The organism is Haemophilus sp. THUN1690 (genome assembly GCF_059704375.1).
In genome coordinates this window covers 1-17,859 of sequence record NZ_AP046584.1, presented here as the reverse complement: position 1 = coordinate 17,859, position 17,859 = coordinate 1, and the positions used below count along the sequence as shown (strand labels likewise).

General features: G+C 45.2%; 24 protein-coding genes. 23 read left to right on the top strand and 1 reads right to left on the bottom strand.

What is annotated here, in order from left to right:
- The first annotated feature begins 42 nt into the window (after nucleotides 1-42).
- From AC6H22_RS08945 to AC6H22_RS08835, 23 genes are all read left to right on the top strand, one after another.
- The gene (locus tag AC6H22_RS08945; protein WP_118855635.1) at nucleotides 43-480 is read left to right on the top strand and encodes a phage virion morphogenesis protein; all 438 of its coding nucleotides are present in this window, start codon (nucleotides 43-45) and stop codon (nucleotides 478-480) included.
- Nucleotides 481-700: 220 nt separating this feature from the next.
- Complete coding sequence (locus AC6H22_RS08940; RefSeq protein ID WP_497515646.1) at nucleotides 701-1,765, top strand: phage protease; 1,065 nt, start codon at nucleotides 701-703, stop codon at nucleotides 1,763-1,765.
- Nucleotides 1,765-2,688, top strand: a complete 924-nt coding sequence (locus tag AC6H22_RS08935; protein WP_497515645.1) for a Mu-like prophage major head subunit gpT family protein — start codon at nucleotides 1,765-1,767, stop codon at nucleotides 2,686-2,688. Before AC6H22_RS08940 ends, AC6H22_RS08935 begins: the two co-directional genes overlap by 1 nt.
- An 81-nt stretch (nucleotides 2,689-2,769) precedes the next feature.
- On the top strand, nucleotides 2,770-3,150 hold the full coding sequence (locus tag AC6H22_RS08930; RefSeq protein WP_497515644.1) for an HI1506-related protein: 381 nt from the start codon (nucleotides 2,770-2,772) through the stop codon (nucleotides 3,148-3,150).
- Complete coding sequence (locus AC6H22_RS08925; protein WP_005641471.1) at nucleotides 3,150-3,569, top strand: gp436 family protein; 420 nt, start codon at nucleotides 3,150-3,152, stop codon at nucleotides 3,567-3,569. Before AC6H22_RS08930 ends, AC6H22_RS08925 begins: the two co-directional genes overlap by 1 nt.
- The gene (locus AC6H22_RS08920; RefSeq protein ID WP_497515643.1) at nucleotides 3,569-4,135 is read left to right on the top strand and encodes a DUF1834 family protein; all 567 of its coding nucleotides are present in this window, start codon (nucleotides 3,569-3,571) and stop codon (nucleotides 4,133-4,135) included. Before AC6H22_RS08925 ends, AC6H22_RS08920 begins: the two co-directional genes overlap by 1 nt.
- Nucleotides 4,125-4,307 (top strand): DUF2635 domain-containing protein, encoded by a 183-nt coding sequence (locus tag AC6H22_RS08915; protein ID WP_497515642.1) that lies wholly within the window; start codon nucleotides 4,125-4,127, stop codon nucleotides 4,305-4,307. The genes AC6H22_RS08920 and AC6H22_RS08915 overlap by 11 nt, the downstream gene beginning before the upstream one ends.
- Nucleotides 4,307-5,770: a phage tail sheath subtilisin-like domain-containing protein gene (locus AC6H22_RS08910; RefSeq protein ID WP_497515641.1), complete on the top strand. Its 1,464-nt coding sequence runs from the start codon at nucleotides 4,307-4,309 to the stop codon at nucleotides 5,768-5,770. The genes AC6H22_RS08915 and AC6H22_RS08910 overlap by 1 nt, the downstream gene beginning before the upstream one ends.
- 12 nt (nucleotides 5,771-5,782) lie before the next feature.
- Nucleotides 5,783-6,136: a phage tail tube protein gene (locus AC6H22_RS08905; protein ID WP_005641463.1), complete on the top strand. Its 354-nt coding sequence runs from the start codon at nucleotides 5,783-5,785 to the stop codon at nucleotides 6,134-6,136.
- 10 nt (nucleotides 6,137-6,146) lie between these two features.
- The gene (locus AC6H22_RS08900; RefSeq protein ID WP_005658765.1) at nucleotides 6,147-6,506 is read left to right on the top strand and encodes a phage tail assembly protein; all 360 of its coding nucleotides are present in this window, start codon (nucleotides 6,147-6,149) and stop codon (nucleotides 6,504-6,506) included.
- Nucleotides 6,507-6,632: 126 nt separating this feature from the next.
- Nucleotides 6,633-8,756 (top strand): tape measure protein, encoded by a 2,124-nt coding sequence (locus AC6H22_RS08895; protein WP_497515640.1) that lies wholly within the window; start codon nucleotides 6,633-6,635, stop codon nucleotides 8,754-8,756.
- Between the two features lie 2 nt (nucleotides 8,757-8,758).
- On the top strand, nucleotides 8,759-10,204 hold the full coding sequence (locus tag AC6H22_RS08890; RefSeq protein ID WP_497515639.1) for a DNA circularization protein: 1,446 nt from the start codon (nucleotides 8,759-8,761) through the stop codon (nucleotides 10,202-10,204).
- A complete protein-coding gene (locus tag AC6H22_RS08885) occupies nucleotides 10,201-10,941 on the top strand; it encodes a phage baseplate assembly protein (RefSeq protein ID WP_497515638.1) in 741 nt (246 codons plus the stop codon). Before AC6H22_RS08890 ends, AC6H22_RS08885 begins: the two co-directional genes overlap by 4 nt.
- Complete coding sequence (locus AC6H22_RS08880; RefSeq protein WP_497515637.1) at nucleotides 10,938-11,375, top strand: phage baseplate assembly protein; 438 nt, start codon at nucleotides 10,938-10,940, stop codon at nucleotides 11,373-11,375. The genes AC6H22_RS08885 and AC6H22_RS08880 overlap by 4 nt, the downstream gene beginning before the upstream one ends.
- A gap of 3 nt (nucleotides 11,376-11,378) precedes the next feature.
- Nucleotides 11,379-11,903, top strand: coding sequence for a phage baseplate assembly protein V (locus AC6H22_RS08875; RefSeq protein WP_497515636.1), 525 nt, complete (start codon nucleotides 11,379-11,381; stop codon nucleotides 11,901-11,903).
- Between the two features lie 5 nt (nucleotides 11,904-11,908).
- Nucleotides 11,909-12,328 carry a phage GP46 family protein gene (locus AC6H22_RS08870; RefSeq protein ID WP_497515635.1) on the top strand — a complete coding sequence of 140 codons (420 nt, stop codon included), beginning with the start codon at nucleotides 11,909-11,911 and terminating at the stop codon, nucleotides 12,326-12,328.
- Nucleotides 12,328-13,398, top strand: a complete 1,071-nt coding sequence (locus tag AC6H22_RS08865) for a baseplate J/gp47 family protein (RefSeq protein WP_497515634.1) — start codon at nucleotides 12,328-12,330, stop codon at nucleotides 13,396-13,398. Before AC6H22_RS08870 ends, AC6H22_RS08865 begins: the two co-directional genes overlap by 1 nt.
- Nucleotides 13,386-13,970 (top strand): putative phage tail protein, encoded by a 585-nt coding sequence (locus AC6H22_RS08860; protein WP_497515633.1) that lies wholly within the window; start codon nucleotides 13,386-13,388, stop codon nucleotides 13,968-13,970. Before AC6H22_RS08865 ends, AC6H22_RS08860 begins: the two co-directional genes overlap by 13 nt.
- A gap of 2 nt (nucleotides 13,971-13,972) precedes the next feature.
- The gene (locus AC6H22_RS08855) at nucleotides 13,973-14,728 is read left to right on the top strand and encodes a phage tail protein (RefSeq protein WP_497515632.1); all 756 of its coding nucleotides are present in this window, start codon (nucleotides 13,973-13,975) and stop codon (nucleotides 14,726-14,728) included.
- Between the two features lie 9 nt (nucleotides 14,729-14,737).
- Nucleotides 14,738-15,493 (top strand): tail fiber assembly protein, encoded by a 756-nt coding sequence (locus AC6H22_RS08850; protein WP_497515631.1) that lies wholly within the window; start codon nucleotides 14,738-14,740, stop codon nucleotides 15,491-15,493.
- Entirely contained in the window at nucleotides 15,486-15,974 is a 489-nt protein-coding gene (locus AC6H22_RS08845; protein WP_497515630.1) for an enoyl-CoA hydratase, read from the top strand. The genes AC6H22_RS08850 and AC6H22_RS08845 overlap by 8 nt, the downstream gene beginning before the upstream one ends.
- A 174-nt stretch (nucleotides 15,975-16,148) precedes the next feature.
- Nucleotides 16,149-16,268: a Com family DNA-binding transcriptional regulator gene (locus AC6H22_RS08840; RefSeq protein ID WP_005640690.1), complete on the top strand. Its 120-nt coding sequence runs from the start codon at nucleotides 16,149-16,151 to the stop codon at nucleotides 16,266-16,268.
- A 61-nt stretch (nucleotides 16,269-16,329) separates the two neighbouring features.
- On the top strand, nucleotides 16,330-17,175 hold the full coding sequence (locus AC6H22_RS08835) for a hypothetical protein (RefSeq protein ID WP_497515628.1): 846 nt from the start codon (nucleotides 16,330-16,332) through the stop codon (nucleotides 17,173-17,175).
- 39 nt (nucleotides 17,176-17,214) lie between these two features.
- Here AC6H22_RS08835 and AC6H22_RS08830 read toward each other — a convergent pair whose 3' ends face one another.
- Nucleotides 17,215-17,478: a hypothetical protein gene (locus AC6H22_RS08830; RefSeq protein WP_497515627.1), complete on the bottom strand. Its 264-nt coding sequence runs from the start codon at nucleotides 17,476-17,478 to the stop codon at nucleotides 17,215-17,217.
- Nucleotides 17,479-17,859: the final 381 nt, after the last annotated feature.

Genomic DNA, 17,859 nt, shown 5'->3' with positions numbered 1-17,859 from the left:
CAATTTCCTTTTATTACGGGCAACATCACCCAAGGTTATTATATGCATTTAGACTTTAAATTTGATACCACGGCCATTCAATCCCAATTCCGTAAGTTGCAGGAAGTGGGTAAATCTGACGGTTTAACACGTAAAATTGCTAATGTGTTGTGGCATGAAAGCGAAATGGCTTTTGATGAAGAACGCACGCCAGAAGGCGAGAAATGGGCAGCATTGCACCCTAAAACCAAGCAATCGAGAGAAAATCGCGGCTATGATGGCAAAATCTTACAGGTACGCGGGGATTTGGTGGCGAGTTTAAATTTAGACTATGGTGATGATTTCGCAATGATTGGCGCAGCAGAGCCTTATGGTCAGTACCATCAAAGCGGCACAAAATCTATGCATGCACGACCTTTCTTAGGATTGGGTCAGAGCGGTCAAAAAGAAATTCGACAAATTATTTCTAACCGCTTTAAAGAAGTCCTTTCGGATGAATAATAAAAACCGCCCTAAAACCGCCATAGACGCATTTAAAAATTTTATGGTAAAGTTTATCGGGTTAAAAAATTTAAACGCCCTTAAACGTATTTAAACGCCTCTTAAACGATTTTATAAAATCCTTTCTTGTCTAGGTGTATTTCTTTTTCAGAAATACGCCTTTTTTATTCCTGATCTTCCACAAACTCACCCAAACCTCTTTGCACGTCATCATAGCACTATGAACGCAAAGATGACCCCATTGGCGGTTTTGACCGCCCAACTTACCGCTACCCCCGACGGCTGGCAGCAACTGTTACCTAAAGGCGAGTTTCGCTCACGGGATGGTTCGCCTACCGATGTGGCGCATTGGTTTTTAGATGAAGCCATTGCGAGCCGCTTAATTGGCTTGGTGCGCAATTTAAAACAAGACGTGCTCGTGGATTATGAACACGAATCTTGGTTTAAGGCGAAACAGGGCAAGGAAGCGGGTGCTGTGTTGGCGGCTGGTTGGTTTAATGCAGATGAAATGCGTTGGTTTGATGATGAACAACGTCAGGGCTTATTTATTAAGCCGCGTTGGACACCGAAAGCCTACGAACACATTAAAAATGGCGAGTTTGCGTTTTTAAGTGCGGTGTTTCCTTACGATGAGCAAGGCATACCGCTGGAAATCCGAATGGCAGCGCTGACTAATGATCCTGGTGTGACTGGTATGCAGCGGTTGGCGGTGCTTTCGGCAGCCTTACCCAAACAGGAGAACAGTCGAATGGATCTGTTGAAACAGTTGTTGGCGACACTCGGTATTGAGATTGCCGAAGGCGCGGAGCCGACAGAAGAACAAGCTAAGCAAGCCAAAGATGCGCTAGACGCACTGATTAATGGCAAAAAAGAGGCGGAAGAACAAGTGGCGACCTTGAGCGCGAAAGCCACTCAAGTAGATTTAAGCCAATATGTACCGAAAGCGACCTATGACGCAATGGCAAGCCAAGTCGCGGTGCTGTCGGCACAAAGCGAAGAAACCCAAATTGAAAAAGTGGTGACGCAAGCGCGCAATGACGGTCGTGCGATGAAGGCGGAAGAAGATTACTTGAAAGCCTTCGGCAAACAACAAGGTGTTGCGGCGTTGTCGGCAATGTTAGATAGCCGTCCGAAAATTGCGGCGTTAAGTGCACAGCAAACCACACAGGTTGCCGCGACAAAAGCAGAAAAAGGCACAGCAGTATTAAGTGCAGCGGAAAAAGAAGCGGCTAAATTACTCGGCATGAGTGAAGCTGATTACGCAAAACAACTGGAGACTGAATAATGGCGAATGTAACCCCTGATATTGTCAAAGCCCTGTTTGTCGGCTTTGGTGCAAACTTTAAAGAAGGCTTGGCACGTGCTCCGAGTCAATACAGCAAAATTGCGACGGTAGTGAAATCGCAAACCGCGGCAAATACCTATGCGTGGCTCGGTCAAATGCCAGGTTTGAAAGAATGGGTAGGTGAACGTGCGATTACCGCGATTCAAAGCCACGGTTATTCGATTACCAACAAAAAATGGGCTAACGCGGTGGAAATTGCACGTACCGATATCGAAGATGACAACGTTGGCGTGTATAGCCCACTCATTGAAGAATTGGGGCGTGCTGCAGGTGAATTACCAGACACTTTAGTGTTTGGTGCGTTAAAAGACGGCTTTACCACTGAATGTTACGACAAGCAGTATTTCTTTGACACCGATCATCCGGTGGGCGCAAATGTGGACGGCACCAGCCCGAAATCGGTAAGTAACATCACCGATGATAGCACTGGTGTAACCGCAGACAATGCTTGGTATCTCTTAGACTGTTCGCGCGCCTTAAAGCCGATTATTTACCAAGAACGTAAAACCCCAACGCCAGCGCAAATTACCGATCCGAATGATGAAAAAGTCTTTATGAAAGACGTGTTCACCTATGGTGTAGATGCGCGTTCTAACGTGGGGTATGGTTTCTGGCAAATGGCGCATGCAGTGAAAGGCAAACTCACGGCAGAGAACCTTTGGAAAGCCATTGAAGCGATGCGTGCAGTACAAGGGGACGGTGGCCGCCGTTTAGGCATTAAACCAACCCACATCATTGTGCCGCCATCGTTGGAAAAAGAAGCAACCAAGTTATTAGAACGTGAGTTCCGTGTCGAAGACGGTGCGGCCGTGGATAACGAATTGAAAGGTCGCTTGGAATTGGTGGTCGCCGATTATCTGTAGGTAAATGCGGGAAAAGTGCGGTGATTTTTAACCGCACTTTAAATGCTCTTTAAACATGATTTAAAGCAGGGAAACAATGCAATGGAAAAACTTTATCAAGGCGGTGGTGTACTGGTACAAAACCGCATTAAAGACGGCTATCGCCGAGCTGGGCTTAGTTTGCACAAAGGTGACAATGTTTTTGAAAACCTTAGTGCGACACAAATTGCGGCCCTTAAAGGCGATGCGCGTTTGGTGGTTAAAGAAATTACCGCAACAGGCGGTGAAAAATCTGGCGAAGGGTTATCGGAAGGTGATGCGGATCGTGACGAAGAAAAATCAGTTCGTGAAGATCCATTACCAACCGATTTAAACACCTTAACCGTTGAACAGCTTAAAAATGCATTGCGCGAACGTGGCAAAACCTTTGATGGTAATGCGAAGAAAGCAGATTTAATCGCATTATTGAGTGAGGCTGAATAATGTCTTACGCCAATGTTACCGACTTAAAAAAACGTTATGGCGAAGAAGAACTGTTGGATTTGGCGCGCTTGTCAGATGGTACGTTGGACGAGGCAAAAGTTGATGAAGCCTTAGAGGATGCAGTGCAAACTATTGATAGCTACTTAGCTGGACGTTATACCCTGCCACTTAATAACATTCCTGCGGTGTTAGTGCGTCATTGTTGTTATTTGGCACGTTATTTTTTAGAGAAAAATCGCCCAACTGATCAAGCACGACAAGATTATGAGGACAGTATCCGATTTTTGGAAAAAGTCGCCAGCGGCACAATTACTCTTGGCTTGTCGGATAGCGGAGAAACCGTAGAAAGCGACAATACTGTGGTGATGGAATCAGGCGGTAGCGTATGGGGGCGTGAACGTGCAAAAGGGTTTATTTGATGAGTAGCATTATTGCAGCCACCTCTAATGCGCTGATTGCGCAAATTAAGCGGCTATGTGGTAACCATTTAAAGGAAGTAGAAGAACATCCTGGTCAATGGGACGACAGCAGTGTTCGCCGTTTGGTGCGTAATCCGCCCGCCGTGTATGTGGCGTGGTTGGGACAAATACCGAATGAACGCCGAAATTGCGTAACAGCGCGTTGGGGCGTGTTTGTGGTTGCCAAGGTGCTTAACGGACAACGGCGCGATGCAGTGGGCATTTATCAAATTGTGGAACGCTTAAACGCAGGACTGGATGGCGCACATATTGCCCCTAGCGGTATGTTTGAACTACAAAGCGTACAGAATTTGTGGAGCGATACCCAAAGTGGCATGGGCGTGGCTGTATATGGGATGTACTTCAACGCTGTACAACCCTTGCCTTGTGACACTGATGAAAGCAGTTTGGACGACTTCATTGTATATCACCACCAATTTAATCAATCACGAGATGAAAACGTCCTTGATGACAAAACTCAACTTACCGTAATTTTACCTAAACAGGGAGATCCTAATGAAAATTAAACCAAAAGCAGGCTTAATTATTCGCGACCCAGAAAGTTTTGAACAACTTTCTGAAGAAGGGGAAGAAAAACCAGAAACAGCATACTGGCTTAACCATTTAAAAGCTGGTGATGTGGAGCTTGTCAATGACAACGCGGCAAGCAAGGCGAAAACAACCAAAGAGGACGCATAATGGCGATTTCATTTAATGGCATTCCTAACGCAATTCGAGTGCCTTTAGCTTACATTGAATTTGACAATAGCCGTGCCGTTTCTGGTACGCCAGCAATGTTGCACAAAGTTTTAATGCTCGGTCAAAAATTGGCGACAGGTTCGGCGATTGCTGGCAAAGCAGTACGCGTACAAAATGAAGCTCAAGCAAAGGCTTTGTTTGGTCGTGGATCTCAACTTGCCAATATGGTGCGCGTGTTTAAAAAGCACAATAGCACGTTAGATTTATGGGTGTTGCCACTGGAAGAAAAATCTAATGGGGCAAAAGCCATTGGCAAAGTGCAAGTGGTGGGAACTGCAAGCGGTACGGGGGTGTTAAACGTAATGATTGCTGGTCGTCGTTATCAACAAGCGGTAGCGATAGGCGATACGGCAGCAACGTTAGCCGCTAAATTGCAAAAACTGATTGCGGCGGATGGTGATACTGTGGTGGAAAGTGCGGTGGAAAATGGCGTGATTTCTTTAACTGCTCGCTTTAAAGGCGAATGCGGCAATGAGATTGATATTCGAGCCAACTACTACAGCGGTGAAAGTTACCCTGACGGCATTGCACTTAACATCACGCCGATGAGCGGTGGATCGGTAAACCCAAGTATGACGGATGCGATTACTGGCTTTGGCGCGGAATGGTGGAATTATGTAGTGAATCCGTTTACTGACACCGAAAGTCTCAACGCGCTACGCACGGAACTCGTGAACCGTTGGGGACCGATGCAACAAATTGACGGATTGTGCTTTATGGCAAAAGGTGGCTCGCACGCAACCGCAACAACCTTTGCAGAACAACGCAACGATTATTTATTTACGCTGATGGCAACTAATAAATCTCCAGAGCCTGCTTACGAATGGGCAGCAGCTTATTGTGCAGTGGCAGCGGGTTCGCTTGCGATTGACCCAGCTCGTCCTGTGCAAACGCTGGTCATGGATATGCTGCCGCCTGCCATGTCAGACCGTTGGGATTTACCGGCACGCAATACCTTGCTTTATAGCGGCGTGAGTACTTATACCGTGAATGCCAACAGCCAGCCACAGTTGGAGACGGCGATCACAATGTATCGTAAAAATAGCTTTGGCGATATGGACGAAAGTTATCTTTACATTGAAACCATTGCCACTTTAAGTTATTTGCGTTACGCCATTCGCACACGTATTACGCAGAAATATCCACGCCATAAACTGGCGGATGACGGCATTCGTGTTGCACCAGGGCAAGCGATTGTGACGCCAAAAGTGATCCGCGCCGAGTTGCTCGCCTTGTTTACCGAGTTGGAGTACAAAGGCTTGGTGGAAAACTTTGACAACTTTAGCAAAACCTTGCTGGTTGAACGTGATGCCGATAATAAATGCCGTTTAAACGTGCTTTCAGGCGAAGATTTAGTGAATCAGTTCCGTGTGTATGCGCACGCGATTCAATATCGTTTATAGGGGAAATGAACAATGGGGAAACAATACCAAGGGCGCGCCTTTATTCGCATTGACGGTGCAGAATATCCAACTGGCGATGACGCCACTTTAGACATCGGCGGTTATACGCGTGAAACAGTGAAAGGCTCACGCGTGTATGGCTATCAAGAAACTGCCACGGAAGCGACGGTGGAATGTAAAATTTTTAACTGTGCAGATATTGATATTTTTAAACTCAAAAATATGACCGACGGCACGGTGGAATTTGAAACGGACGTGGGGCAAACCTATTTACTTGCTGGCGCGTGGACGGTGGACGCGGTAACCCTTTCTGCGAAAGGAGAAATTACTTTAAAAGTGGCTGCGGTAGATTGTAAACCAGCGTAAGGAGTAAATAATGGAATTTCGTTTAAAAGATGGCTTAATGTTTGGTGATGAACCGCAGCTTGATGTGGAAACTCGTGAGCTGACTACTCAAGATTTAATTGAGGCGGAATGTGCGGCAGAACGTTTGTTGATGGATGCACAAGGTCAGCCGGTTCTGGTTGTTAGCCAAGTGTTATTTAACTATGAGCTGATTCGTCGCCAAATTAAACGCATTGGCAAAATTAGCGGTCCGATTTCCTTAAAGCAGCTTGGTTCGCTTTCCACGGCGGATATGGAAGTCATTAATGCGATGCTTTCCGCCCAAGAAATTGCAAAAGCGACCGCGCAAGGACTCGACCAACGGGGGCGCTTGGAAGCAACAGACGCGTAATTTTGAGAAAGCCTGTCTGTTGCTGGCTAAACATTATCAATGCACCCCTTTGTGGGTGCTTTCTCAACCCATTCTTTCCTTGCCGCGTTTAATTAGTTACATCAACACATCCACTTAGAGGACATTATGGCAAGCTCTGGCAATTCCACTTCTTTTTATATCAATCTCGCTGGCAATATTAGCCAACAGGCCGCACGTTTTGGGCGAGATGTCTCGCAATTTGCCACCCAATCTGGCACAAAACTGACCGCACTTTCCAATCGAATTAAAGCGACAAATGCGCATTTTAAAACCTTGGGGGCAGGCATTGGTGCAGTGTCGAATAAAATCAACGGCATGGGCAATATGACCATCCCGATTTTAGGAGTGGGGGCAGCCGCTGGTGCGGCGACGGTGGGGAAATCAATGTTGCGCACCGCGGCAGATTTTGAAATGGCAGGCATTCGGATGAAACAAACCTTTGGCGACCAAGGGGACGCAGCTAATAAATGGTTGCAAAAATTCGCCACTGATACGCCGATGGCCTTTGCTGATACGCAACAAGCGATGATGCGTCTGAAAACGGCTGGCATTGATCCTATGAATGGCTCGTTGCAAGCCCTTGTGGACTATAACGCTAAAGTAGGCGGCGATGCGGAAAACTTAAACGGTTATATTTCAGCCATTAGTAAGGGCTTTATTAAAGGCAAGCTCTCAATGGAAGAAATCAACCCATTACTGGAACGTAATGTCAAAGTATTTGATTTATTAGCCCAAGAAACAGGGGGCAAATACACCGCCGACCAAATGCAAAAGATGCTACAAGAAGGCAAGTTAGGACGTAAAGCCATTGCTGCGCTTTTACGCGCCATGGGGCGTGATGCCAAGGGTGCGGCAAAAGAACAGATGAAAACCTGGGACGGCTTAGTCTCTAACCTTGAAGATACTTGGACGTCAATGCAAGCGCGCTTTATGGAACACGGTGCCTTCGATACGCTGAAAAAGGAAATGGGCAGTTTTGTTGATTGGCTCAATGAAAAAATTGACGACGGTACGTTAGACGAATTTGCCAAAACCGTCAGTGATGTGTTGGTGAAAGCCTTGCAGGAGCTGAAATCCGCTGCCACGGAAATTAAACCCATCTTAGAAAATATTGGCTCGGTGATGAGTTGGATTGCCGAAAAGGCAGGTGGTTACGGCAATATTGCGAAATTTGCCGCCGCGCTTTATGGCGCAAACAAGCTGGCACGTATTAGCCTTTCCGCCGGGCAAAGTGTGTATGGCTTTGGTAAAGGTGTCGCTGGTGTTAGCAAAGCTACATGGGGGATTGGCAAGGCATTATTTGGACGCGGTAAAAAAGGTAGCTTACCGAATCCAGCGGACAGTGTTGCCAGCGCGATTGGGCAAACGGCGGGTGTGCAATCGGTATATGTGGTGAATATGCCGACTGATTTCGGCGGTGTGGGTGGTGATTTCAGCGGTAAACGCAAGCGCGGCAAAAAAGTGCGGTCGAAATCCAATGGGAAATATCGACCAAATGATCTAAACCATAAACCAGCAAAAGCAGTCAAGCCAACGGGTGCACCTAAAGCATCACCGACTGTCGCAACAAGCGGTGGAGCGAATGTGGCAAATGGTGTGAAACAAGCCACCCAAAGCCTGAAAACCACTGCCACTAATGTGAGCAAAAGCACGGCGAATTTGGCGAAATCCGCCACGTCTGCGGTGAGTAAAACTGTGTCGAAAGCGGTGCCGCTATTGAATACTGGCTTGGCGATGGCACAAGGTGCAGCGGTATTATTGGATGAAGATTCCACCGCCCGTGAGAAAAGCGAGTCTATCGGTTCGATTGCAGGTTCGACTGCTGGGGCAATTATCGGTCAAGCCTTAATTCCGATTCCCGTTGTGGGAGCAGCGATTGGCGGCTTTTTAGGCGAATATGTGGGGAGCTGGCTGGGCGATAAAGTCGGTGAGCAATTCGAAGAAAAGCCTAAAACTGCAGAAGCCCCCGCACAGCAAATTTCTGCTGCGGTGGCTAATGTGGGGCAATCAGTGGGCAATTTTGTGGGGAGTGAAATCGGCGAAAAATTGGCAGGCATCAATCCTATTGATACAAAATTAAATGGGCAAATTGAAGTGAACGTAAAACCGACAGAGGGGCTGATTGCGTCCGTCTCGCAAGCCAATATTAAAACCAATCAATCACAAGATAAATTAGGTTTGAAAGTCTCAATGGGCTATAGCGGACAAGCCTTATATGGAGGTGCATAACAATGAGCAAAATGCGACAAAAAAGCGGTAAGGGATCTTTTCGTGGCGTGCCGTTTTTAATTGAAGACGAACAAGGGATGGACGGTGGTCGCCGTTTGGTGCGTTATGAATACCCATTGCGTGATGACGGGATGACGGAAGATTTAGGCCTACGCCTACGCAATTACCACATCAGTTGCTTAGTGATTGGTGATGACCATGTAAAACAGGCGGAAAAGCTGATTGAAGCCTTAGAAAAACCAGGTACAGGTACACTGAAACATCCGTATTTCGGCACTAAGGAAGTACGTGTAGATGATTATAAGGCGGTGTATTCCACTGGACATTTACGCGTCACGCGTTTTGATATTAGCTTTATACCTGCTATCAATGAAATTGCGCCGCTAGCCAAGAAAGATTCCTTGTTTGGTGTATTAAATCAATATGCGGATGCACTGAATGCACTGGCTGATGAGTTTGCGGAGATGATTGAAGGTGTGTTGGATTTTATTGATGAACTCACTGCGCCAATTTTTAATTTAGTGGATTCCTTTATTGGCCTAATTGAAACCGTATTTGACGGGATTGGTGCGGTGTTAGCTGTGGGAAGCGAATTTAAAAACCGCGTAATGGGCTTTAAAAATCGCTTGAGTACACTGATTCGCACGCCGCAATTATTCGCGAAAGAACTACAGTCCTTGGTGCAATTTGGGGGGCAAGGTGTAGCAATAAGCGCATCTGGTCGTGTTGTGAATCGCTATTACGGTGGATTACAGGTAGCAACGGCAATACCTGCCGAACATTCACTAAAAAATGCGGTGGATACTCAACGTGTTTTTGTGCAAATGTCCGCGCTCAGTGACGCGATGAATCAAGCCAAAACAAAACTGCAACAACGTCAGCTTGAAATACCCAAATCCGCATTAGAGAACTTACGTGACGGAAAAACGAATCAACAATCTATTCACAAGACCTTATCGCGCAATGTGATGGCGCAATATGGTATGACAAATATACTGAACGCACTGCAAGCCAAAGCGCAGTTTGTATTCTTGCGTTTAATGCAAACCACGCTTGTGGTGGAATATGGCAAAGCTATTGCGCAAGCCATCACGATACGTACAAAGGGCGAACCATCAACGATTGAAAGCCGTGCCGATGTGCAGCGTTATTTGCGTGATATTGATGAGCAACTTGAACGGGCGATTTTTGATTGTGCCGATCACGAGCAATGGCAAAGCTATGAAGCGTTAGAGCAATTTCGCTTGGCATTGTTGTTGGATTTACGCGCGCGTGGTGAGTTGTTGGCAGAAAGTAAAATGGTGGATTTAACCGATACACAACCCGCCTTGGTGGTAACCTTTAATGAAACAGGCAAAGCTAAAGGTTGGGAACGCGTAGTGCGACGCAATCAGATTCGCCACCCGTTGTTTTGTTTAGGCGGTTCGCAAGTGGAGGTGTTGGCATGAGTGAGGTTATCGAACAACCTGAGATTAAGCTTTACTTAAATGGGTTGATTTTTACTGGTTGGAAATCGCTTTCCATTACCCGTTCATTGGAAGCGATGAGCGGACGATTTGAACTAGGAATTGCAGTGCGTGCGGAAGATGACGTTTCTGTGTTGAAAGTCGGTGCTGCATTGATGTTAGAGATAAACGGCGAGAGGGCGATTACTGGCTACTTAGATGAACTCAATCAAAGTATCAGTGGTGAGGACAAATCAGTGCGTATTAGCGGACGAGATAAAACCGCCGATTTGGTGGATTGTTCGGTGATTCACAATAGCTACCACTTTAAAAATCAAAATCTGCAAGAAATTGCCCGCACTTTATGCGTGCCGTTTGGCATTGATGTGGTGTGGGCGGTACAAAGCCAAGATGCAGCGGAAAAAATCCCAGTGTGGCAAGTTGAACCTGGCGAAACGGTGTTTGATACGCTAACCAAAGCCGCGCGGCATAAGGGGGTGTTAGTGACATCTGACGTGAATGGCAATTTAGTGTTTACTGAACCTAGCACAGAGCCAGTGGGCGAATTGATTTTAGGGCAAAATCTTTTAGAGTTGGAATTGACGGACAGTTGGGCAAATCGTTTTAGTCAGTATCGGGTGATTGGCGACGCCGAGCAAGGTGGCGAAAAAGGCAGTGGAAAGAAAAACGGTAAAGATAATGTGAAAGAATTTGACGGTTTTAAAGAGGATAAACAATGAGTGCCAGCGGTTTAAAAGTAGAAGTAATAGATCCCGATATTACGCGCTATCGTCCGATGGTGATTATCGCTGACGATAATATGACAGGGACGAGCGGTTATCAACGGGCAATGTGGGAGCTTAAACGTAACAAGGCAGAAGCGCAAAAATCTACAGCGACCGTGCAAGGCTGGCAGAAACCTGATGGTTCATTATGGTTACCCAATAAAATTGTGTGGCTTACTGCACCCGAGTTGGGATTTGAACGACAGGCTCGTTTGATAGTGGAAGTCGTTTTTACTCTTGATGAGAATGGTACACGTAGTCAGCTTACCTTAATGCACCGAGATGCCTTTGATGAGCCTGAGGAGTCTTTGGATAAGGTACAAAAAGGTAAAAAGTCAAAAAAATCAAAGAAAGATAATGTGGCGGAATTTAGCGATTTTAAGGAATAATTTATGGATGGTTTAAATAAGGTTTTAGCTCCACTTAAACGCGGTTTAAAGTCGCTGATTTCGCGTGCGGTGGTGTCCATTGTAACGGATTCCTTCAGCCGACAAAATCTTCAAGTGCGACTGCAAGCCGATGAAGTAGTAGATGATGTGGAGCGTTTTCAAAATTATGGGCATTCTTCCGTGCCAATGGGCGGCGAAGCTATTGTGCTTTCCGTCGGTGGCAAGCGTTCACATTTGGTGGCGATTGTTGTCGAAGATAAAGGCGTACGCCCGACTGCTTTAAAACCTGGTGATTCGGTACTTTACCATGCCGAAGGGCATCAGCTATTATTAACCCAAAATGGCGAAGCCATTCTGACCTGTAAAAAATTTACGGTGAACGCGGATGAGATTAACTTTGACGCTCCACAAACGCAATTTGCTGGCGATGTGACTATTATTGGAACATCAACAGCAAAAGATCACCTTTCAAATGGTAAGAGTGGCGCGAACCACGACCACGAAAAAGGGGTGGGTAAACCGGTGTAAAAGCGATGTCAGATTTAAGTATTATGTGGAAAGACGGCGAAGGTGATGTTGTTTCGCTTGATTCTGCATTATTGACGGATGACAGCTTAACCAATGCCATTGTGATTAGCTTATTCACCGATGCGCGCGTAGATAATCAACGCGGCTGGTGGGGCAATGACTTTAATCAGAATGAAGAAAGACAAGTGGAAATGGGATCTCACCTATGGACACTTGCCCGCTCTAAACAACTTGCCGATGTGCTTGATGATGCGCAAGCCTATGCCGAACAAGCCTTACAGTGGCTTATTGATGATGGTCACGCCCTTGCCATTGACGTGATAGCGACCAATCTTGAACAGTTCGTGCTGTTGTTAAGCGTTGTTGTGACGTTGCCTAATGGGCAAACCGAGCAACGCACGTTTTCAGCAGTATGGAGCCTGTAATGCCTTATCAATCCCCAACGCTTTCTCAACTTGTCAATCAGGGCGAACAGCAATTTCTAAGCCGTTTTCCAAATGTTAAACGACATTCAGTCGTGTCGGTATTAAATCGCATTAATGCGGCGTTAAGTGCCAGTGAGCATCAACATCTTGACTGGTTAGCCCGTCAAATTATCCCTACTACAGCAGACGAAGATTATTTATTGGAATATTGCGCTTATAAAGGCATTTATCGAAAGTCAGCCAATGCGGCACAAGGTGTGATTCGAATTGAAGTCGTAAGTGCGACAGAAATTGCCGAAGGCACGTTGTGGCGTGATGGCCGTTCCGATTTAACCTTTGCTGCTATGCAGACTACACAAGTACAAGCAGGCTTTGCCGAAATTTCCGTGCAATGCACAGTAAACGGCAGCCAAGGTAATCTCAATGCGCAAACTCAACTTGCCTTGACTAATGCTATTTTAGGGGTAAAGCCTAATGCGACTGTACTGAAAATGAGCGGTGGTACAGAAATGGAATCTCTTTCAGCTTTATTAAGCCGTTTAATTCAACGTGTACAACATCCGCCCGCAGGTGGTGCACCACATGATTATGTTCGTTGGGCATTGGAAGTGAATGGGGTTACGCGTGCTTGGTGTTTTCCGCGTTATTACGGTGGCGGCACGACTGGCTTGGCGATTGTGTTAGACAATCAGACAGATATTTTACCTACCACTCAGGATTGCGAGCGAGTGAAAACCTATATCAGTGGACACAAGAACACAGTGACAGGACTTTGGGAAGGAATGCCAGCAGGTAATGAGTTATTTGTATTTGCCCCTAAAGTGAAACGATTAGATTTAACCATTCGTCTTGTGCCTGCAACGGAATCGCTAAAAAGTGCGGTCAAATCGACATTAGTTTCTTTGTTTCAAACCTTGGCACCAGGTGGGCTTTTATATCTTTCCCATTTACGAGCAACCGTTTCTAATGTGATTGGCGAAACAGATAACAGCATTCTTTCGTTGCAATCGGATATTCAACTGGAACGTGATCAAATTTTAGTGTTGGGGAATATTACATGGCAAACCTAACACAAGTGGATTATTTAGACGCCGCATTAAAGTTATTGCCAGTGGGCTTGGCGTGGAATCGTAGCCCTGATAGCAATATAGGGAAAATTTTATCCATTCGTGCCGAACAATTAGTACAAGTCAATGAAACCGCCCATCAGCTCGTGAAAGAGCGGTTGTTCAGCAACGCATTTATTTTACTGGATGATTGGGAAGCCTTTTATGGGCTGCCGGAATGTACGGAAATCAATACCATTGAAGCACGCCGTGCGGCATTAATTGCTAAAGATAACGAAGTGGGTTCGTTCAATAAGTTTTATTTGGAAGAATTGGCAGCGCGCAATGGTTATCAAATTCGTGTGATTGAGCATTATCCGCATCATTGTGTGCGTGATTGTATGCAGCCATTACACCCACAAGAAAACGCTTGGAAAGTGTTTGTGTATACCACTAGTCGCCATGTACACAATATGACTTGCTTGGAATCGGTGACAAATGAATTGGTGATGATAGAGCGATCGAAAATCGAATGTTTTTTACAGCGACTGTGCTATGCCAATTTGGAATTAGTCTTTATTTATGAGGAACGATAATCATGTATGCATTAGATAATAGCTCCGGTGTGAGCGTGATGCCACCGGTGAAAAATCAACAGTTTCAGCCAAATACACCGCGTTGGTTTACCGAAGGTGGAAATGGCGTTGCACCGAGCTATCCAGGAGCGGACTGGTTCAATATTGTGCAGGCAGAGTTATTAGGTGTTTTAACCGAAGCGAGTGTAACGCCCAATAAAGGGCAGCTGAATCAGTTAGCCACAGCAATTAAGCAAATTATTTCAGCGAATACTGGCGAATTAACAGCATTACGGGATTTATTCATCGGCGTGCCTATTCCTTATCCGCTCTCTACCGTCCCAACAGGTTGCTTAGCCATGAATGGACAGCGGTTTGATACTCGTCGTTATCCAAAATTGGCACAGAAATATCCGTCAGGACAATTGCCTGATTTCCGTGGGGAGTTTATCCGTGGTTGGGATAATGGGCGTGGTGTGGATACTGGGCGGGCGTTATTATCAGCTCAACTTGGTTCTCCAATTGTCCAAGAATCTAATTCAGTCAATAACGTTATCTCTATGTCAGGGAATAACCTTAAGCAAATTGGATTTGATGAATCAAAATTGGGCGAAACACCTAATATAACCGTAAAAATGACTACGGCAGAACCTGCAAATAGAGCTAACAATTGGCGCGCGGCACCAGGTACTTATTCAAATCTTGGAGTAGATATTCAATATATAGGAAGAACTCGCCCTCGCAATATTGCCTTTCATTACATCTGCCTTGCCGCTTAGGAGAACACAATGACAGTTATTTTTAACACAGACGGCTTTGCCGAAACAAGCGGTGAAATTACCGTTTACTGCACAGACAACAACGGCATTTACAGCCATAGCACCACTGAATTTGTGAGCGAAGGTGGCAGCCTTGCAAGCGGCAGCTATTTAGACGCACCACCGCAAGCCAAACAAGGCTTTGTGATTGTTCGACAAGATAACCGCTGGGGTTATGTTGCCGACCATCGTGGCACCTATTACGACACCGAAACAGGTGATCAGGTAGAACGCACAGAGCTAGGCGACTTACCGCAAAACTTAACTGAAATCAAACCGCTTGATATGCCTTGTAAATGGAATGGTTCAGCATGGGTGAAAGATGAAGCCAAGCAAGCCGAACTCAATGCCCACACCTTGCAGCAGCTCACCGAAAGCATTGATAACAAAGCGACCACGATTTATAGCACGTGGACACGCTTCGAATCAGAATATAAGGCCCGTCAAGCGGCGGCAGAAACCTTCAAAGCAGCAAATTATCAAGGTGAGCCTAGCATTTATATCACCAGCTTTGCCGTGCCAGCTGGTGTGGACAACAAAACTGCCACCGAGATTATTTTGCAACAGGCGGCAGGGTTACAAAAACTGCAAGACCACTTGTCGGTATTACGTATGCGTAAATATGAGTTAAAACACCCCGATTTAACCACCGTCCAAATGCAGGCAATCCACGACGATATTATCAAGCAAATGGACGATTTAATGGAGGCATACCAAAATGGCTAACTTGTATTTAGCTCTCTACAAACACAAACGCAGCTGGCGAAAAGAACCCATTAAAGCCTTGGCTGATGCCGCCACACGATTTTTCACGAAAGGTGTTTATTCACACTGCGAAATTGCTGTACAACGCATTGAATTTACCAATGGGCATCATTACGAACATCAAACCGTGTTCGATTGCTACTCCTCGTCAGTACAAGATGGCGGGGTGCGTTGTAAAGAGATTGATGTGTCCAATAACACCAAATGGGATTTAATCCCCCTCAACGATGTCACCGAGGAGCAAATTAAAGCGTATTTTGACCGCACTTCGGGCTGTAAATATGACTGGTGGGGCGCTGTCGGGATTGTTCTTGGGATTAAACAAAAACGCTCAAAATATTTTTGTAGCGAATGGTGCTTTAATGCAATTTGTGGCGGGGAAAACGGCTGGCGGTTTAGTCCGAATCAACTTGCCGTAATGTTCAATAAAAGAAGAATTTAAAGGAGAGTTTACCCTGCACAAAGTTTAATTCAGTAAAGAAAAGACGGCGATAACAACGGCACTTGGAATGCATGTTGTTACCAGCTACGCAGAGCGTGCCTGCATATAGCCATACGCCGCCTACCTTGCGCAAGGCGGGCGGATTGTAACAAATCTTTTGATTAGGAGAAATATATGCAGTCAATTAAAGCAATCCGTTGCACATTTTGTAACAAATTATTGGCGAAAGTGGGGATGGTTGGTTATTTAGAAATCAAATGCCCTCGTTGCAAAACCGTTAATACTACACGTTAATTTGATTTGAGTGTCAGAATGCCTTGAGCATCGGAACGCCATAGAATAGAAAGGAAAAACTATGGCAAATCAAAACACCTTTAAACAAGCCCCGTTGCCGTTTATCGGACAAAAACGAATGTTTCTTAAACATTTTGAAACAGTTTTAAATGAGAATATTAAAGGTGATGGTGAAGGCTGGACGATTATTGATACATTCGGCGGTTCGGGCTTACTCAGCCACACCGCTAAACGATTAAAACCAAAAGCCCATGTAATCTACAATGATTTTGATGGCTATGCGGAAAGGTTAGTGCATATTGATGACACCAATACCTTACGTGCACAAATCTTTGCAAAAATTGGTAACACTACGCCAAAAAATAAGCGTTTACCAAAGTCGTTAAAGGCAGAAATCATCCAAATCATTGATGAATTTCAAGGTTATAAAGACTTAAATTGTTTGGCGAGTTGGTTGCTGTTCAGCGGTCAGCAAGTCGGCTCATTGGAAGAACTCTACCGAAAAGATTTCTGGCATTGTGTGCGGTTAAGCGATTACCCAAGTGCAGAGGGGTATTTGGATGGCGTAGAGATTGTGAAAGAATCATTCCACACGCTTTTGCCTAAGTTTAGCAATGATCCGAAAGCGTTGTTTGTATTAGATCCGCCTTACCTTTGCACCAAGCAGGAAAGCTACAAACAAGCCACCTATTTTGATTTGATTGATTTCTTGCGACTGGTCAATATTACGCGACCACCGTATGTGTTCTTTAGCTCGACGAAGTCGGAGTTTATTCGCTTTGTGAATTATATGCTGGAAGATAAGGTGGATAATTGGCAGGCGTTTGAAAACGCCAAACGGATTACAGTCAATGCCAAACTGAACTACCAAGTGGCGTATGAAGACAATTTAGTCTATAAATTCTAGCAGTAACAAAGGCTTCAAGTAATCACGAAGCCTTTTGTTTTAGTCTTCTAATTCGGAAAGCAAACAATAAAAAGGTGGGGCGAAAGGGGCGAGCGTGGACGTAAATCTCACCACGCAATCTTTGCGTCCGTCTTCCACAAAACGCACATCTAAAAATGCCGTGTTATAGACAAAAGTTTGCCCGTATTTGTTAGGCAGTGAATATTGCGAACCGTCTACAATAAAACCGTCGTGTTCTTTTACGGCAACAAGAGCTAATTCCATCATTATTTCTTGCTTGGTTCTCATTTTAAAATTTGTCATTTTGTGGGTTTCCTGTGTTTGTTTAACTTGACCATAGGATTGCTCTCTTAGGTTTACATAGCAAGTCATCATTACGGAAAAATGACTGGCTGTGGTCAAATTAGGCTGGGGATGGATGGAGGGCTAAATAGGTGCAGATATGTAACTCTGTTTCATTAAATGAAAAAAGCAAGAAGAGGAATTTATCTTGCTTTTTTAGGGACAGTTATGTTGTGCGGGTTTATCTAAAGTGTAAAATTTAAACGCCCTTTAATGATGATTTAAAGGGCGTTTTTATTTCTCAAATTTAGCGATTTTTAACCGCTTAAAATGGGAAACAGCCAAGATTTCAGATTTCTCACTTTTAACGGTTATATTTCTCAAAATTCGCGGGCGGCAACA

Bases quoted from the DNA above. Each gene is read 5' to 3' on its own strand.
- AC6H22_RS08945 (WP_118855635.1), top strand. From the start codon at position 43: ATGCATTTAGACTTTAAATTTGATACCACGGCCATTCAATCCCAATTC.
- AC6H22_RS08940 (WP_497515646.1), top strand. From the start codon at position 701: ATGAACGCAAAGATGACCCCATTGGCGGTTTTGACCGCCCAACTTACC.
- AC6H22_RS08935 (WP_497515645.1), top strand. From the start codon at position 1,765: ATGGCGAATGTAACCCCTGATATTGTCAAAGCCCTGTTTGTCGGCTTT.
- AC6H22_RS08930 (WP_497515644.1), top strand. From the start codon at position 2,770: ATGGAAAAACTTTATCAAGGCGGTGGTGTACTGGTACAAAACCGCATT.
- AC6H22_RS08925 (WP_005641471.1), top strand. From the start codon at position 3,150: ATGTCTTACGCCAATGTTACCGACTTAAAAAAACGTTATGGCGAAGAA.
- AC6H22_RS08920 (WP_497515643.1), top strand. From the start codon at position 3,569: ATGAGTAGCATTATTGCAGCCACCTCTAATGCGCTGATTGCGCAAATT.
- AC6H22_RS08915 (WP_497515642.1), top strand. From the start codon at position 4,125: ATGAAAATTAAACCAAAAGCAGGCTTAATTATTCGCGACCCAGAAAGT.
- AC6H22_RS08910 (WP_497515641.1), top strand. From the start codon at position 4,307: ATGGCGATTTCATTTAATGGCATTCCTAACGCAATTCGAGTGCCTTTA.
- AC6H22_RS08905 (WP_005641463.1), top strand. From the start codon at position 5,783: ATGGGGAAACAATACCAAGGGCGCGCCTTTATTCGCATTGACGGTGCA.
- AC6H22_RS08900 (WP_005658765.1), top strand. From the start codon at position 6,147: ATGGAATTTCGTTTAAAAGATGGCTTAATGTTTGGTGATGAACCGCAG.
- AC6H22_RS08895 (WP_497515640.1), top strand. From the start codon at position 6,633: ATGGCAAGCTCTGGCAATTCCACTTCTTTTTATATCAATCTCGCTGGC.
- AC6H22_RS08890 (WP_497515639.1), top strand. From the start codon at position 8,759: ATGAGCAAAATGCGACAAAAAAGCGGTAAGGGATCTTTTCGTGGCGTG.
- AC6H22_RS08885 (WP_497515638.1), top strand. From the start codon at position 10,201: ATGAGTGAGGTTATCGAACAACCTGAGATTAAGCTTTACTTAAATGGG.
- AC6H22_RS08880 (WP_497515637.1), top strand. From the start codon at position 10,938: ATGAGTGCCAGCGGTTTAAAAGTAGAAGTAATAGATCCCGATATTACG.
- AC6H22_RS08875 (WP_497515636.1), top strand. From the start codon at position 11,379: ATGGATGGTTTAAATAAGGTTTTAGCTCCACTTAAACGCGGTTTAAAG.
- AC6H22_RS08870 (WP_497515635.1), top strand. From the start codon at position 11,909: ATGTCAGATTTAAGTATTATGTGGAAAGACGGCGAAGGTGATGTTGTT.
- AC6H22_RS08865 (WP_497515634.1), top strand. From the start codon at position 12,328: ATGCCTTATCAATCCCCAACGCTTTCTCAACTTGTCAATCAGGGCGAA.
- AC6H22_RS08860 (WP_497515633.1), top strand. From the start codon at position 13,386: ATGGCAAACCTAACACAAGTGGATTATTTAGACGCCGCATTAAAGTTA.
- AC6H22_RS08855 (WP_497515632.1), top strand. From the start codon at position 13,973: ATGTATGCATTAGATAATAGCTCCGGTGTGAGCGTGATGCCACCGGTG.
- AC6H22_RS08850 (WP_497515631.1), top strand. From the start codon at position 14,738: ATGACAGTTATTTTTAACACAGACGGCTTTGCCGAAACAAGCGGTGAA.
- AC6H22_RS08845 (WP_497515630.1), top strand. From the start codon at position 15,486: ATGGCTAACTTGTATTTAGCTCTCTACAAACACAAACGCAGCTGGCGA.
- AC6H22_RS08840 (WP_005640690.1), top strand. From the start codon at position 16,149: ATGCAGTCAATTAAAGCAATCCGTTGCACATTTTGTAACAAATTATTG.
- AC6H22_RS08835 (WP_497515628.1), top strand. From the start codon at position 16,330: ATGGCAAATCAAAACACCTTTAAACAAGCCCCGTTGCCGTTTATCGGA.
- AC6H22_RS08830 (WP_497515627.1), bottom strand. From the start codon at position 17,478: ATGACAAATTTTAAAATGAGAACCAAGCAAGAAATAATGATGGAATTA.